Annotated in this window: 14 protein-coding genes; 12 read left to right on the forward strand and 2 right to left on the reverse strand. The window is 37.9% G+C overall.

Features of this window, described 5'->3' with window-relative positions; translation table 11 throughout:
• Positions 1-35 precede the first annotated feature (35 nt).
• On the forward strand, positions 36-2,708 hold the full coding sequence (locus INP95_RS04955) for a GDYXXLXY domain-containing protein (RefSeq protein ID WP_178162675.1): 2,673 nt from the start codon (positions 36-38) through the stop codon (positions 2,706-2,708).
• Positions 2,709-2,775: 67 nt separating this feature from the next.
• Here INP95_RS04955 and cmoA read toward each other — a convergent pair whose 3' ends face one another.
• On the reverse strand, positions 2,776-3,501 hold the full coding sequence (cmoA, locus tag INP95_RS04960) for a carboxy-S-adenosyl-L-methionine synthase CmoA (RefSeq protein ID WP_049381649.1): 726 nt from the start codon (positions 3,499-3,501) through the stop codon (positions 2,776-2,778).
• 184 nt (positions 3,502-3,685) lie between these two features.
• Between cmoA and aspS the strand changes: the two genes are divergently transcribed.
• The 9 genes from aspS to ruvB all read left to right on the forward strand — a co-directional run bounded on the left by aspS (position 3,686) and on the right by ruvB (position 11,571).
• Entirely contained in the window at positions 3,686-5,452 is a 1,767-nt protein-coding gene (aspS, locus tag INP95_RS04965) for an aspartate--tRNA ligase (RefSeq protein WP_197560243.1), read from the forward strand.
• A 63-nt stretch (positions 5,453-5,515) separates the two neighbouring features.
• On the forward strand, positions 5,516-5,911 hold the full coding sequence (locus INP95_RS04970; protein ID WP_197560244.1) for a hypothetical protein: 396 nt from the start codon (positions 5,516-5,518) through the stop codon (positions 5,909-5,911).
• Positions 5,912-6,187: 276 nt separating this feature from the next.
• The gene (locus INP95_RS04975) at positions 6,188-7,456 is read left to right on the forward strand and encodes an NRAMP family divalent metal transporter (protein ID WP_197560245.1); all 1,269 of its coding nucleotides are present in this window, start codon (positions 6,188-6,190) and stop codon (positions 7,454-7,456) included.
• Positions 7,457-7,557: 101 nt separating this feature from the next.
• Positions 7,558-8,016: a dihydroneopterin triphosphate diphosphatase gene (gene nudB, locus INP95_RS04980; protein WP_197560246.1), complete on the forward strand. Its 459-nt coding sequence runs from the start codon at positions 7,558-7,560 to the stop codon at positions 8,014-8,016.
• Positions 8,017-8,063: 47 nt separating this feature from the next.
• The gene (locus tag INP95_RS04985; RefSeq protein ID WP_197560247.1) at positions 8,064-8,804 is read left to right on the forward strand and encodes a YebC/PmpR family DNA-binding transcriptional regulator; all 741 of its coding nucleotides are present in this window, start codon (positions 8,064-8,066) and stop codon (positions 8,802-8,804) included.
• Between the two features lie 17 nt (positions 8,805-8,821).
• The gene (locus tag INP95_RS04990; RefSeq protein ID WP_049372933.1) at positions 8,822-9,256 is read left to right on the forward strand and encodes an ACP-like domain-containing protein; all 435 of its coding nucleotides are present in this window, start codon (positions 8,822-8,824) and stop codon (positions 9,254-9,256) included.
• Between the two features lie 51 nt (positions 9,257-9,307).
• The gene (gene ruvC, locus INP95_RS04995) at positions 9,308-9,880 is read left to right on the forward strand and encodes a crossover junction endodeoxyribonuclease RuvC (protein WP_049366388.1); all 573 of its coding nucleotides are present in this window, start codon (positions 9,308-9,310) and stop codon (positions 9,878-9,880) included.
• 58 nt (positions 9,881-9,938) lie between these two features.
• Positions 9,939-10,550, forward strand: coding sequence for a Holliday junction branch migration protein RuvA (gene ruvA / locus INP95_RS05000; protein WP_197560248.1), 612 nt, complete (start codon positions 9,939-9,941; stop codon positions 10,548-10,550).
• A gap of 13 nt (positions 10,551-10,563) precedes the next feature.
• Positions 10,564-11,571 (forward strand): Holliday junction branch migration DNA helicase RuvB, encoded by a 1,008-nt coding sequence (ruvB, locus tag INP95_RS05005; RefSeq protein WP_070775702.1) that lies wholly within the window; start codon positions 10,564-10,566, stop codon positions 11,569-11,571.
• Between the two features lie 56 nt (positions 11,572-11,627).
• Here ruvB and INP95_RS05010 read toward each other — a convergent pair whose 3' ends face one another.
• Positions 11,628-11,948, reverse strand: a complete 321-nt coding sequence (locus tag INP95_RS05010) for a DUF5339 domain-containing protein (protein ID WP_049364495.1) — start codon at positions 11,946-11,948, stop codon at positions 11,628-11,630.
• Positions 11,949-12,406: 458 nt separating this feature from the next.
• On the opposite strand from INP95_RS05010, the gene INP95_RS05015 reads away from it, so the two are divergent.
• Entirely contained in the window at positions 12,407-13,972 is a 1,566-nt protein-coding gene (locus INP95_RS05015; protein ID WP_049384296.1) for a cytochrome ubiquinol oxidase subunit I, read from the forward strand.
• 14 nt (positions 13,973-13,986) lie between these two features.
• Entirely contained in the window at positions 13,987-15,126 is a 1,140-nt protein-coding gene (cydB, locus tag INP95_RS05020) for a cytochrome d ubiquinol oxidase subunit II (RefSeq protein ID WP_197560249.1), read from the forward strand.
• The last annotated feature ends 11 nt before the right edge of the window (positions 15,127-15,137 follow it).

A 15,137-nucleotide genomic window follows, 5' to 3' on the forward strand; every position in this document is an offset into this window, starting at 1 on the left:
ATAATACGGATCTTTTTATAAAAAGGAAAAAATGAATGAATACAACAGGCCTTTTTAATCTTTCTTGGCAACGTTATTTAAATTTACTGTTTTTATTATTAACCGTGGGATTTTTGACGAGTGGAGTAGTCACGTTAATTGCAGCTAATTTAGATTATTTTTCTGATTTAGCCAAAATTTATGGCTTACAGACATTGCTTGTGGTGACAGTAGTATTAGGTATTTATTTCTTTATTCGAGAGAGTCGTCGACAAGCCACAGAAAAATTAAAGTGGAAGACATATAGCCTCTTTTTTGTTGTTTCTGTCTTGATTGGCGGTTTATTTGCCTTAGTTGGCCAAACCTATCAAACGGGGGCTGATGTATGGCAGTTATTTGCAGTTTGGACACTTTGCCAACTTCCATTTTTATTATTATTTCCGAATGTGGCCTCTGCATTATTATTTGCTGCCACCGCCAATCTTGCGTTTTATTTATTTAATGAACAAAACTCGCATAACTCAATGTGTTATGCTGTGTTAATTAATGCTGGATTACTTGTGATATCGGAATTATTCAGTAAAACTTTTCATGACCAACATTGGCGCATTTTACCCAAAGTATTTCTAGTACTGACTTTTGCCAGTTTATTCGGTTTAATAGTAATTTATGATGTGTACTTTTATGCTTATGCTTGGGGTGAGCTTGGTCGTTCATCACTCAGTTCTTTGCTAATTGCTATTCCTGCCTTAATCGCACTTTATGTATATCACAAATATCGCTTTGATTTTATTAATTTAATTATTTCAGTCATAGCCTTACTTGGCGCTTATTGCTTTTTGGCATCTCTTTTGATTCGTGGTGCATCTCTTTTGATTCGTGGTGTAGAAGAGGGGGTGGTTTTAGGATTGATTGGCTTTATTTTCACAGTCATGGCAATCAAGTGGTTAGTGAAACGCTATAAACAAGAATATCCAAATAATAAGAAATCCCATTGGGCGATTTCAATACTATGGATGATAGCTTTATTGATAGCTTTCGTGACTATAGGTGTTTGGTTATTTTTATTTTTAGGTTTAGATGAGTCTAGTGCATTCATCGTTGGTATTCTTTTATTTGGTATAGCTTGGTTGATTACTTTAAATAAAGATAAAAATGAATACACTACAATTTTAGCAGGTTTATTTTTTCTAATCGCAAACAGTTTTTTAGGATTCTATTTGCTTGTTAAATTTGATGATTTTTTTCTTTTATTAGGAAATGAATTTAGCAAAGATTCAAATCTCGGTATCTTTATTTCCACACTGATTTTTTCAGTCATTATTATTGTTAGCTACAAATTGATGCCGAATTCTTTAGTGAGGATTCTACTGGTTACCCAGCTTCTCGTTTTTTGGCAAATTTCCTATAATCTATATTTCCATAATTACAGCTTGAATAACGCATGGTTTAACACATGGTTTAATAACAGATGGTTTAATAAAATCCAGCTCTTGAGTTCGATTGTACTCTTTTATTGGGTCATGCGACCTCATCAATCAGCGCGAATTCATTTAAAGCCTATTGCCTGGGGAACAGTATTATTCTCTCTATGGATCTCTGTGCCGTCGTATATGATGATTCCTTGGGTAGATTATGGCCTTATTGATACAGATGTTTCAAGTGATGTCATGCCAGCAGACGCGATGAGTCTTGATAATGTGTTGCAAGTTTTAAGTGGACAATTTTGGTCACACTTCCAGTTTGATGTTAGCCATATCTTATATCTGCTTATCTGTGCATTACCATTAATTGTCTATGTACTAATGAATAAGCATAGTGAATCCAAACACACAGAAGCAGTGTTAATTTTATTAGTATTAACCTTGTTTGCATTAGGCTTTGTTGGGATACCCGTCATTTTATATTTAACAGCGTTATTATTGCTTGTTTATTGGACGGACAGCCGTGCGTTCTTCGGTCTTTTGGTATTTGCCTTTGTTGTTTATTTAGGTGGGTTCTATTACCAATTGAGCATCCCATTACTCTATAAAGGGGTATTGCTAGTAAGCTTTGCCGTTATTTTTGCGATTGTTACTTTATTCTTGCATGCACGTTATAAAGCGCCTTCACAAAGTGCGGTCGAAAACCATTCTGTTTTTAAAGCACCGATTTGGCTTGTTGGCGTCTTTGTGATTGCATTATTGGGGGCGGTGAACTATAAAGTGCAGCAATTTGAAGATGTGCTGGCTACCGGTAAGCCTATTGTTTTAAAAATCGCCCCTGTGGATCCTCGTTCATTGATGCAAGGCGATTATATGATATTGAATTACGCTATTTTATCTGAGTTTCAGCAAAGTCAGGTTTTACCTGAATCGAATGAATCCCTTGAAAGCAATGAATCTATTGATACTCTTGAATCTAATGAAACCACTGAAACCACAGGTATAGATGAATCAAGTCCTTCGGGAAACAAAGCTTATATCCTTGTTCATCTTGATAAAAATCATGTTGCGACATTTTGTGAGGCGCAATCAGAAATACCAACAGATTTTAAACATTGCACACCAAATGTTTATTTGCCAATTCGTTATAATGGTAGTTGGCTTCCTAAATTACCAAGCCAAGATTATTTCTTTGCAGAAGGAAAAGGTGAATATTATGCACAAGCAGAATATGCAGAATATCGCTTTAAAGACGGTATTTTGTTGCTAGCTCGTTTATTAGATAAGGATTTAAAAGGGCTATAAAGCATTGGTGACAAATAAGGGCGTATTTGATACGCCCTTATTTTTTAGATGATTGATTAGGTTATGATTATTTCACTGCAATCATTGAACCAAAATTAAAACATTGGAACCATAATTCGACGTGTGAAAATCCGATGTTTTTTAACCGCTCTTTGTGGATGTTAATCGAGTCAGTACGCATGACATTTTCAAGTGCGGTGCGTTTTTGGCTCACTTCAAGCTCACTGTAACCGTTAGCACGTTTGAATTGGTGGTGGAGATCAATAAGCAACTCATTCACTTTTTCATCTTCAAAACGGAATTTTTCAGAGAGTACTAATACACCATTTGGGTTTAAACCTTGGTAGATTTTGGTGAGCAAGGCTACACGATCTTCTGGTGGTAAAAATTGTAATGTGAAGTTGAGCACTACCATTGAGGCGTTCTTAATTTCAATTTGACGAATATCATCGCAAAGAATTTCTACGGGTACATCACTATGATAAGCCGCAACGTGCTGACGGCAGCGTTCCACCATTGGCAAAGAATTATCGACACCGATAATTTTCACATTCGGTTGTTTAATATTACGTCGCATAGAAAGAGCTGCCGCACCGCGTGAACAGCCTAAATCATAGACTTGGCTGTCTGCAGTCACAAAACGTTCAGCCAACATACCAATCGCCGTGATAATGTTGGAGTAGCCAGGAATCGAGCGTTGAATCATATCGGGGAAAACTTCCGCCACGCTTTCATCAAAAGTAAAATCGCCCAGTTTTTCAATCGGGGCGGCAAAAATTGTATCTTTCATCATTCTTGAGTTCTATTGTTGTCTTGAGAGAGCATTTAGTTAGATAAAATGCAAAAAACTGCGGTCATTTTAGTGAAAGTTTTTAAAGGATCAAATAAATTTCGCTTTTCAATTTAAAAGGCACGTCTTTTTCCGTATAATCAACGCGTTAATTATCCATTTTTAGAAAAATGAAAGGAATATAGAAATGATGCGTACACATTATTGCGGTGCATTAAACCGCAACCATATTGGACAAGAAGTAACATTAAGCGGTTGGGTTCACCGTCGTCGCGATTTAGGTGGTTTAATTTTTATTGATATGCGTGATCGTGATGGTGTTGTGCAAGTTTGTTTTGACCCTAAATATCAAGAAGCGTTAACTGCAGCGTCAGGCTTACGTAATGAATTTTGTATTCAAATTAAAGGTGAAGTGATCGCGCGTCCTGATAATCAAGTTAATAAAAATATGGCGACAGGCGAAGTAGAAGTATTGGCGAAAGAATTACGCATTTACAATGCTTCTGACGTTTTACCACTAGACTTCAACCAAAACAACACAGAAGAACAACGCTTAAAATATCGTTATTTAGATTTACGTCGTCCAGAAATGGCTCAACGTTTAAAAACTCGTGCGAAAATCACCAGTTTTGTGCGTCGTTTTATGGATGACAATGGTTTCCTTGATATCGAAACTCCAATGCTTACTAAAGCGACACCAGAAGGTGCGCGTGACTATTTAGTGCCAAGCCGTGTACATAAAGGCAAATTCTATGCATTGCCGCAATCACCACAGCTTTTCAAACAGCTTTTAATGATGTCTGGTTTTGATCGTTATTATCAAATCGTGAAATGTTTCCGTGATGAAGACTTACGTGCAGATCGTCAGCCTGAATTTACTCAAATCGATGTGGAAACTTCTTTCTTAACAGCGCCAGAAGTACGTGAGATCATGGAACGCATGGTGCATGGTTTATGGCAAAACATCATTGGTGTGGATTTAGGCAAATTCCCACAAATGACCTGGCAAGAAGCGATGACTCGTTTTGGTTCAGATAAACCAGATTTGCGTAACCCGCTTGAATTAGTCGATGTGGCTGATATCGTTAAAGACGTTGAATTTAAAGTATTTAATGAGCCTGCAAATAATCCAAACGGCCGTGTGGCAGTCATTCGTGTACCAAATGGTACTGAAATCACTCGTAAACAAATTGATGAATATACACAATTTGTTGGTATTTACGGTGCAAAAGGTTTAGCTTGGGCGAAAGTAAATGACATTAATGCTGGTCTTGAAGGCGTACAAAGCCCGATCGCAAAATTCTTAAATGAAGAGGTATGGAAAGCGTTAGCAGGACGTGTGAAAGCTCAAACTGGAGATATTTTATTCTTCGGTGCTGACAAATGGCAAACCACCACGGATGCAATGGGTGCGTTACGTTTGAAATTAGGTCGTGATCTTGGCTTAACTCGTTTAGATGAGTGGCAACCACTTTGGGTGATCGATTTTCCAATGTTTGAACGTGATGAAGAGGGTAATCTTGCAGCAATGCACCACCCATTCACTTCACCAAAAGATTTTACGCCGGAACAATTAGAAGCAAATCCAACAAGTGCGGTAGCAAATGCTTACGATATGGTGATCAACGGCTATGAAGTAGGTGGTGGTTCTGTCCGTATTTTCGATCCGAAAATGCAGCAAACCGTATTCCGCATTCTTGGTATCAATGAACAAGAACAACGTGAAAAATTTGGTTTCTTATTAGATGCATTAAAATTCGGTACACCGCCACATGCAGGTTTAGCATTTGGTTTAGACCGTTTAACCATGCTTTTAACAGGCACTGAAAATATCCGTGATGTGATTGCATTCCCGAAAACAACAGCCGCAGCTTGCTTAATGACAGAGGCACCAAGTTTTGCGAATCCGCAGGCGTTAGGTGAGTTGAGTATTGCAGTGACTAAGGCTGAGTAGTTTTTTCAATATTTAAAAATAAAGAAGTGCGGTCAATTTTGGCCGCATTTTTGTGGAGAGTAAATGAAGCAACCTACATCATTAAAAGTAATTGCAGGGATTAATATCCTTGCTTCAGTGATTGGATTTTTGTCAGTTTTCTATATTTTATGGGATGGGTGGCGAACTTTAGGATATGTAGTTCCTGGAGCTATCCCATATTTAATTTTTGCATTTGTAGTTTCTTTCCTTGTATTTTTATCTTCTATTGTAATGCTGGAAGGTAAATCATGGGGAAGAACACTTTATATAGTTATAGGATGTTTGTCTGTTGCCGTTGGTTTTATCGATGGCGGATATGCAGATAAAGATGCAATTAGAAGTCTAATTAAATTATGTATTTTGGGATTTTTCCTATATCGTCCAATTATTAATGAATATTTCAAGTCCTCAAAAATAGAAAACGTTCAAAATAATTAGTTTTATTATTCTTACGGTGCGGTCAAAAATTCAACTGATTTTGACTGCACTTTTTTTTTGTTGAAAAAATTTTATTCACTTAAAGATATCAGTTTTTCGGTATGAATACTTGTGAAATTTATTTGTTTTGAAGTTATATTCTGAAAAAATAAAATAATCAGATTTTTATTTTTCACTACTGCTTTTAAGTGGATTTTATTTACTTTACTCAAGGATAAAATTCTATTATAAATAAGACCTTTTTCGGTTTATGGTCAATTTATAAGAGAAAATTTTATGAGTGAAGTTTCAACTCCAGTAGAAAAATCAACATGGGCGAGTAAATTCTCAGCCTTAGGCCCTGGAATCGTGATGGCATCAGCAGCTGTCGGTGGTTCACATATTATTGCATCCACCCAAGCGGGTGCGATCTATGGTTGGGAATTAGTGAGCATTGTTATTCTTGCTAATTTATTCAAATATCCTTTCTTCCGTTTCGGTGTTCAATATACCTTAGATACGGGTAATACTTTGCTAGAGGGGTACCGTCAAAAAGGGAAATTCTATCTTTGGTTATTCCTTGCTTTAAACATTTTTGCAACTGTGATTAATACTGCAGCAGTAGGGTTATTAACAGCAGCAATTTTAACCTTCATTACTCCAATCCCACTACCGATGCCAGTATTGAGCTCATTAGTGATTCTTGTGACAACCGGCATTTTATTGTTAGGGAAATACCGTCTATTAGATAGCTTATCGAAAATCATCATGATTGCTTTAACGGTAACCACCGTGAGTGCTGTTGTGATTGCTTTTATGCGTAATGGTATCCATGGCGTAGCCGCGCCTGATTTTGTCGCGCCTTCTCCATGGGAATTAAGTAAATTAGCGTTTTTAGTCGCCTTGATGGGCTGGATGCCTGCACCAATTGAAATTTCTGCAATTAACTCAATGTGGGTGGTAGCAAAACGTCGTCTAACGAAAGTATCTTATGAAGACGGTTTATTTGACTTCAATGTGGGTTACATCGGTACTGCCATTTTAGCTGTTGTCTTCTTAGCTCTTGGCGCATTGGTACAATATGGTTCGCCAGAAACTGTAGAGATGGTGGGCGGAAAATATATCGCACAACTTATCAATATGTATGCAAGTACTATCGGTGAATGGTCTCGCTTATTAATTGCAGTAATTGCCTTCATGTGTATGTTTGGTACAACAATTACGGTAATTGATGGTTATTCACGTACTAATGTTGAAGCTGTACGTATCTTGTTTGGTAAACAAGAAAGCTCAGTAAGAATTTTAAACATTGGCATGATTTTAGCCGCATTATCTGGTTTAGCGATTATTTTCTACTTCAATAATGCAGTAGGCCCAATGCTGAAATTTGCGATGATTGCTTCATTTGTTTCTGCGCCAATCTTCGCTTGGTTGAATTTATCTCTGACTAAGCACGCGAAACACAGTGTAAAAGGCGGGTTATTGTGGTTATCCCTTATTGGTTTATTCTATTTAACCGCCTTTGCTGGATTATTTATTGCCCAACAAGCTGGCTGGTTAAACTAAAATAATTGAGATAATTACCGCACTTTAGTTTTAAAGTGCGGTAATTTTTTTGAAAGTTTTTAGTAGAAAAGGTATGATGCTGCCCATTCTCAATTATGCAGATGACGAGTTTGACATATAAAAATAATCAATCGGTTCTCGTGGTAATTTATGCGGAAAGCACGCATCGTGTTCTTATGCTTCAACGTCAAGATGATTCTACTTTTTGGCAATCTGTTACGGGGACATTAGAACGAAATGAAACACCAAGAGAAACCGCCATTCGGGAAGTTTGGGAAGAAGTAGGATTAAAAATAGAAGAAAATTCGACCGCACTTTTTGATTGCAAAGAGAGCATAGAATTTGAAATTTTCCCGCATTTCCGCTATAAATACGCACCGAATGTGACTCACTGTCATGAACATTGGTTTTTATTGGCAGTTGAGCAGGAATTTGAGCCGATATTAAGTGAGCATTTGGCGTATCAATGGGTTTTACCTGAAAAAGCGATCCAAATGACAAAATCGCCGAATAATGCCGAGGCCATCAAAAAATATTTGATGAAAGGCTTTCCTCTATAGAAGAGGGTATAATTTACAAACGTTTTTAAGATAAGAAGGAAAACAACATGGCAGGCCATAGTAAGTGGGCAAATATTAAACACCGTAAAGCAGCACAAGATGCGCAACGCGGTAAAATTTTTACAAAATTAATTCGTGAATTAGTAACTGCTGCAAAAATTGGTGGCGGTGATGTCGGTGCGAACCCGCGTTTACGTGCAGCAGTAGATAAAGCTTTATCAAGCAACATGACTCGCGATACCATTAACCGTGCGATTGAACGCGGTGTGGGCGGTGGTGATGACACCAATATGGAAACAAGAATTTACGAAGGTTATGGTCCGGGTGGAACTGCTGTGATGGTTGAGTGTCTAAGTGACAACGCAAATCGAACCATTTCACAGGTTCGCCCAAGTTTCACTAAATGTGGTGGTAACTTAGGGACTGAAGGTTCTGTGGGCTATTTATTCAGCAAAAAAGGCTTGATTTTAATTAGCGAAGGTGAAGAAGATGCGTTAATGGAAGCGGCAATTGAAGCCGGTGCAGATGATATTCAGCCACAAGATGATGGTTCATTCGAAATCTATACTGCGTGGGAAGATTTAGGTTCTGTGCGCGATGCAATCGAAGCAGCAGGATTTAAAATTGATAACGCAGAAGTAACAATGATTCCATCAACAACGGTTGATCTTGATCTTGAAACTGCGCCTAAATTGTTGCGTTTAATTGACATGTTAGAAGACTGTGACGATGTACAAAACGTATATCATAACGGTGAAATTAGTGATGAAGTTGCAGCTCAGCTGTAATTTTAAGGAGATTTAGAATGAAATTAGCTAAAGTATTACCTGCAATGGCCGCTCTTGTTGTTTTATCAGCTTGTGCAAGCGATGCACCAAAAATGGAAAACAAGGCAGAGCAAACTGCAGCACCTACTGTAACGGATAAAACAGTTGTTTATACTTGTAATAAGAAAACTGTAACTGCAGTTTATCAATTCGAAAACCAAGAGCCAACAGCGGCAATGGTAATGGTAGGCAACAAAGTTGTTGCGAAAGATTTCGCTCGTGATGCAGCTCAAAAAGACTTCACTTCATTTACTTCAGGCAAATATGTTTGGAACGTAGATAGTGGTTTAACTTTAGATAAATTTGATTCTGTAGTGCCAGTAAATCTTTTAATCAAAGGCAAAAAAGCAGACAAAATTGTTGTGAAAAACTGTGATGTAGATGCAAAAGCAACTGCAAAAGCAAATCAATAATTAACGCTAAAAAACGGCCGGCATTGACCGGCCGTTTATTTTTGAGAATTTATGAGTATTATTTTAGGCATTGACCCAGGTTCTCGTGTAACGGGCTATGGTGTGATTAGACAAAATGGTCGCCAATTAGAATATCTCGGCAGTGGAGCAATCCGTACGCAGGTAGAAGATTTACCTACACGATTAAAACGAATTTATGCCGGTGTGACAGAAATCATCACGCAATTTCAGCCGGATATGTTTGCCATTGAACAAGTGTTTATGGCTAAAAATGCAGATTCCGCTTTAAAACTGGGGCAAGCACGTGGTACGGCAATTGTGGCAGCGGTGAATCACGATTTACCTGTATTTGAATATGCCGCTCGTTTGGTGAAACAGACTGTCGTTGGGATTGGTTCGGCAGATAAAGTTCAAGTACAAGATATGGTGACACGAATTTTGAAGCTCTCAGATAAACCACAAGCTGATGCGGCAGATGCTTTAGCCATTGCGATTACCCATGCCCACACCATTCAACATTCTTTGCATATTGCTGGCTCGGTCAAGACGACAGAAACACATGAAAAAATGACCGCACTTTTAAAAACAAGGTATAGCCGAGGTCGATTTAGACTAAAAATTTAACTGGATTAATATCCAGTTTTATTTTATTCTATGCAAAATTTTTTTACATGGAAATCTTATGATCGGTCGTTTAAAAGGCATCTTATTAGAAAAACAACCTCCTGAAATTTTGCTTGATGTGCAAGGCGTAGGTTACGAATTATTGTTACCAATGACCAGTTTTTATGACTTACCTGAAATCGGGCAAGAAACCACTTTATTTACCCATCTTGTTGTGCGTGAAGATGCTCATCTTCTTTTTGGATTCGCCCAAAAAACTGACCGCACTTTATTCCGTGAATTAATTAAAACCAATGGTGTTGGTCCTAAATTGGCACTCGCAATTTTATCTGCAATGTCCGTAGAGCAATTTGCTTATGCTATTGAACGAGAAGAACTGTCAAAATTAGTTAAAATTCCTGGTGTGGGCAAGAAAACGGCTGAACGTTTATTGGTAGAGTTAAAAGGGAAGTTTAAAGATGTTCGCCAAAGTGATTTCTTTGTGGAGAGCAAGCATATTCCTTCAACGTCAGAATTACGCCAAGCTGAAAGCTCTACAGATGAAGCGATTGCTGCATTGGTTGCATTAGGTTATAAACCAACCGATGCTGAAAAAATGGTGAAAAAAGTCGCTAAAGCGGATTTAAGCAGTGAGCAATTAATTCGCGAAGCCTTAAAAGCCGCATTATAAAGATTAAACAGATATGATCGAAGCAGATAGAATTATTAGCAGTCAGGCAAAGATGGATGAAGATGTCATCGATCGTGCGATTCGTCCAAAGCTTTTAGCGGACTATGTGGGGCAGCCACAAGTGCGAGAGCAGATGGATATTTTCATTAAGGCGGCAAAACTGCGTCAAGATGCCTTAGATCATCTTTTGATCTTCGGCCCTCCAGGTTTAGGAAAAACGACGCTAGCTAATATTGTGGCAAATGAAATGGGTGTGAATATTCGCACAACATCAGGGCCTGTGCTTGAAAAAGCCGGCGATTTAGCGGCAATGCTGACAAATCTTGAACCCCATGATGTGTTGTTTATTGATGAAATTCATCGTCTTTCCCCTGCGATTGAAGAAGTGCTTTATCCAGCAATGGAAGATTATCAGCTGGATATTATGATCGGTGAAGGCCCTGCTGCACGCTCAATTAAATTAGATTTGCCACCTTTCACATTAATTGGTGCAACAACTCGAGCGGGTTCTTTAACTTCACCATTACGAGATCGTTTTGGTATTGTTCAGCGTTTAGAATTTTATTCCGTTGAAGATTTAACTTCTATTGTGACAAGAAGTGCCTCTTGCTTAAATCTAGAATTAGAAGATAAAGCGGCTTTTGAAGTGGCTCGTCGTTCGCGTGGAACCCCTCGCATTGCAAACCGTTTATTGCGTCGCGTTCGAGATTTTGCTGATGTACGTAATGATGGCATTATTTCGGCAGACATCGCGAAACAAGCACTTTCAATGTTAGATATAGATGATGCGGGCTTTGATTACTTAGATAGAAAATTGCTTACCGCAGTGATTGAACGTTTTGATGGTGGGCCAGTTGGGTTAGATAACTTGGCAGCAGCAATAGGTGAAGAACGAGACACTATCGAGGATGTTTTAGAACCTTATTTGATTCAACAAGGATTTTTACAGCGAACCCCTCGAGGCCGAATTGCGACTTCGTTAACTTATCGACACTTCGGACTTCAGAAGCCGTCAGAATAAGAGATAGAAAAAAAGGACATATTGATATCAATATGTCCTTTCTTTTTGAAACCTGCTTAGTTAGTTCCTTCAGTTCCTTCAGTATAGCTCTTCATACTATTTAATCTTGCTAAACCCACATCACAGCTTTTTTGTTGAGTCGCTAATTCCATTTCAAGAATTTGCTGTTTGCTTTGATTTAGTTTGCTTTTGATTTTACCTACTTGAGTGTGAGTGCCGGGCTGTTTTTCTGCTTGGGCAATCAAATTTTCTGTTTCTTTAAATAACTGAGTACATTGTTGTGGAAGAGCAGCTTTGTTTTCTGTAAGAGGTGCTGCAGTGGCAGATAATGCCATAGAACCGAAAAGTGCGGTCAAAATTACGCAAATTTTTTTCATTGTAAATCCCTACAAATCTCTCCAAATATTATTAGGCTAAAAAATAGCAAAATCTTGCAGCCCTGTCTAGTGATTATTTTGTCCATTTTTTTTAAATAAAGTTTCCTTGTGATAGATAAATTTTTCCATTTTGAGCAAAAAACACAGAATTTGATGTGGATCAATTTTGTCATTGTTATGCAAAATAGGGTATTTTGTAACTTATATCAAAAAATGTGATCAAGATAACGGTTTTTTCTGTTTTTTATCCTCATAAATAGTAGTAGAATATGGCAAATTTTTGAATATTTATATTGTAATCGGTTACTGTATTCTGTTTTGAGAATAGAAAAGGCAATTATTACGTAAATAATTCAATATTTCTTAACAATTTCTGTTGAGTAGTTTGGGGTGGTTATTTGGGGTTATCCTTGGTAATCATAAAGTGAAAATCTTGTAGATTTATACAAGGAGTTGAGATGTTAGACGTTGTTGATCTCTCACGCTTGCAGTTTGCGTTAACTGCGTTATATCACTTCATTTTTGTACCATTAACATTAGGTTTATCTTTCGTTCTTGTGATCATGGAAACCATTTATGTTAAAACGGGCAAAGAAGTATATAAAGATATGACTAAATTCTGGGGTAAGTTATTTGGTATTAACTTTGCTCTAGGGGTAACGACCGGTATTATCATGGAGTTCCAATTCGGGACAAACTGGTCTTATTATTCTCACTATGTAGGTGATATTTTCGGTGCGCCATTAGCGATCGAAGCATTACTTGCGTTCTTCTTAGAGTCCACTTTCGTGGGTCTATTCTTCTTCGGTTGGGATCGTTTAACTAAAGGTAAACACTTACTCGCAACTTACTGCGTAGCCTTTGGTTCAAACCTTTCTGCGATGTGGATTTTAGTCGCGAATGGTTGGATGCAACATCCGGTAGCGGCAGAGTTTAACTTTGAAACCATTCGTATGGAAATGACCAGCTTCTTAGATCTTTGGTTAAATCCAGTTGCGCAAGGTAAATTCTTACACACATTAACAGCAGGTTATACAACCGGTGCAATGTTTGTATTAGGTATCAGTGCATTCTATTTATTAAAAGGCCGCGATATTGGTTTTGCTAAACGTTCATTCTCTGTAGCGGCAACTTTTGGTTTTATCGCTGCATCAGCTGTATTAATTATGGGGGATGAATCAGGTTATGAAATTGGTAAAGCACAACCTGTGAAATTGGCTGCAATGGAAGCTGAGTTTGATACTCATGCAGCACCAGCACCATTCCATCCAGTTGCGATTCCAAATACCGCCGAAATGAAAAATGATTTTGCGATTGATATCCCTTACTTAGGTGGTTTAATTGCAACGCGTTCTTTAGACACTGAAATTGTTGGTTTGAAAGACATTCAAGCGAAAAATGAAGGTCGTGTTCGTAACGGTATGGTTGCTTATGATTTATTCACGCAATTAAAAGCAGAGAAAAAATCAGCAGGCCAAGTAAATCCTGAAACTAAAGCAAAATTTGATGAAGTCAAAGGTGATTTAGGTTTTGGTTTATTATTAAAACGTTACACAGATAAAGTTGTAGATGCAACGGATGAACAAATTAAACAAGCAGCACGTGATACTATTCCAAACGTAGGTCCTAACTTCTGGGCATTCCGTGGTATGTTAGCGGCAGGTGGTTTAATTATTTTACTGACCTTTGGTGCATTTGTTCAAAATTTACGTAACAAAGTCACTTCTTCTCGCTTATTACTTAAAGCATTGCTTTGGGGTATTCCATTGCCATTCTTAGCGATTGAATTTGGTTGGTTCTTAGCTGAATTTGGTCGTCAACCATGGGCGATTTATGAAGTATTACCGGTAGGTGTGTCTGCCTCTAACTTGAGTGTAGGTGATTTATGGTTCTCTATCGGTTTAATTTGTGTACTTTACTTCTTCTTCATTATTGCAGAAATGTATTTGATGTTTAAATATGCACGTTTAGGTCCAAGTGCATTGAAAACCGGCAAATACTATTTTGAGCAATCATCTAAATAAGCAGGAGATGGATTATGCTTGATTATGAAATTCTACGTATTATTTGGTGGGTGCTAGTTGTTGTATTGCTTATCGGTTTCTCTGTAACAGATGGATTCGATATGGGCGTGACCGCACTTTTACCCGTAGTTGGTAAGAAAGAAGTAGAAAGACGTATTATGATTAACTCGATTGCTCCACACTGGGATGGTAACCAAGTTTGGTTATTAACTGCTGGTGGTGCAATCTTCGCGGCATGGCCGATTGTTTATTCTGTTGCGTTTTCAGGCTTCTATATTGCCTTATTTTTAGTGTTAGCTGCGTTATTCTTCCGTCCAATTGGTTTTGAATATCGTGCGAAAATTGATAATCCAACATGGCGTGCTATGTGGGATTGGGGCTTATTTGCGGGTGGTTTTGTACCTGTATTAGTATTCGGTGTAGCATTTGGTAATTTATTACAAGGTGTACCATTCGAATTAAATGAGCTTTCACAAGCAACTTACACAGGTTCTTTCTTTGCATTATTAAACCCATTCGCATTACTTTGCGGTGTGTTAAGCCTTGCAATGTTAGTGACTCACGGTGCAAACTGGTTACAAATGAAAACCACTGCTGCATTGCGTGATCGTGCAAGAGCAATTACACAAATTGGTGCATTAGTAACATTAATTACTTTTGTACTTGCAGGTGTGTGGCTTTCATTCAAAGACGGTTATGTGGTGACTAGCACGATTGATCATTTTGCAGCATCAGCCCCAGCTTCAGGTAAGCAAGTAGCAGTTGAAGCAGGTGCATGGTTCAAAAACTTCAATGAAAATCCAGCTTTATGGGCGTTCCCAGTATTAGCTGTGGTTGGTGCATTATTAAATGTGGCTGCATCTAAAGCAAATCGTTGTGGTTTTGCGTTCTTCTTCTCCGTATTAACCATGGCAGGCGTGATCATCACTGCGGCAGTATCAATGTTCCCATTTGTAATGCCTTCAAGTACTCATCCAGAACAAAGCTTGTTAATGTGGGATGCAACATCAAGTCAATTAACATTAAACTTAATGTTCTACTTGGCATTAGTATTCGTTACCATCTCATTGCTTTACACCACTTGGTCATACTACAAAATGTTTGGTCGCTTGGATGAAAGCTTTGTTGAAGACAACAAAAACTCATTATACTAAGGAGAAACAAT

Source organism: Haemophilus parainfluenzae (assembly GCF_014931375.1).
In the GTDB taxonomy this organism is placed as follows: domain Bacteria; phylum Pseudomonadota; class Gammaproteobacteria; order Enterobacterales; family Pasteurellaceae; genus Haemophilus_D.

Excerpts from the sequence above, each read along its gene's own strand:
- ruvB (WP_070775702.1), top strand. The coding sequence starts at position 10,564 with ATGATCGAAGCAGATAGAATTATTAGCAGTCAGGCAAAGATGGATGAA.
- ruvC (WP_049366388.1), top strand. The coding sequence starts at position 9,308 with ATGAGTATTATTTTAGGCATTGACCCAGGTTCTCGTGTAACGGGCTAT.
- INP95_RS04985 (WP_197560247.1), top strand. The coding sequence starts at position 8,064 with ATGGCAGGCCATAGTAAGTGGGCAAATATTAAACACCGTAAAGCAGCA.
- INP95_RS05015 (WP_049384296.1), top strand. The coding sequence starts at position 12,407 with ATGTTAGACGTTGTTGATCTCTCACGCTTGCAGTTTGCGTTAACTGCG.
- INP95_RS04970 (WP_197560244.1), top strand. The coding sequence starts at position 5,516 with ATGAAGCAACCTACATCATTAAAAGTAATTGCAGGGATTAATATCCTT.
- INP95_RS05010 (WP_049364495.1), bottom strand. The coding sequence starts at position 11,948 with ATGAAAAAAATTTGCGTAATTTTGACCGCACTTTTCGGTTCTATGGCA.
- INP95_RS04955 (WP_178162675.1), top strand. The coding sequence starts at position 36 with ATGAATACAACAGGCCTTTTTAATCTTTCTTGGCAACGTTATTTAAAT.
- cydB (WP_197560249.1), top strand. The coding sequence starts at position 13,987 with ATGCTTGATTATGAAATTCTACGTATTATTTGGTGGGTGCTAGTTGTT.
- INP95_RS04975 (WP_197560245.1), top strand. The coding sequence starts at position 6,188 with ATGAGTGAAGTTTCAACTCCAGTAGAAAAATCAACATGGGCGAGTAAA.
- ruvA (WP_197560248.1), top strand. The coding sequence starts at position 9,939 with ATGATCGGTCGTTTAAAAGGCATCTTATTAGAAAAACAACCTCCTGAA.
- aspS (WP_197560243.1), top strand. The coding sequence starts at position 3,686 with ATGATGCGTACACATTATTGCGGTGCATTAAACCGCAACCATATTGGA.
- cmoA (WP_049381649.1), bottom strand. The coding sequence starts at position 3,501 with ATGATGAAAGATACAATTTTTGCCGCCCCGATTGAAAAACTGGGCGAT.
- INP95_RS04990 (WP_049372933.1), top strand. The coding sequence starts at position 8,822 with ATGAAATTAGCTAAAGTATTACCTGCAATGGCCGCTCTTGTTGTTTTA.
- nudB (WP_197560246.1), top strand. The coding sequence starts at position 7,558 with ATGACGAGTTTGACATATAAAAATAATCAATCGGTTCTCGTGGTAATT.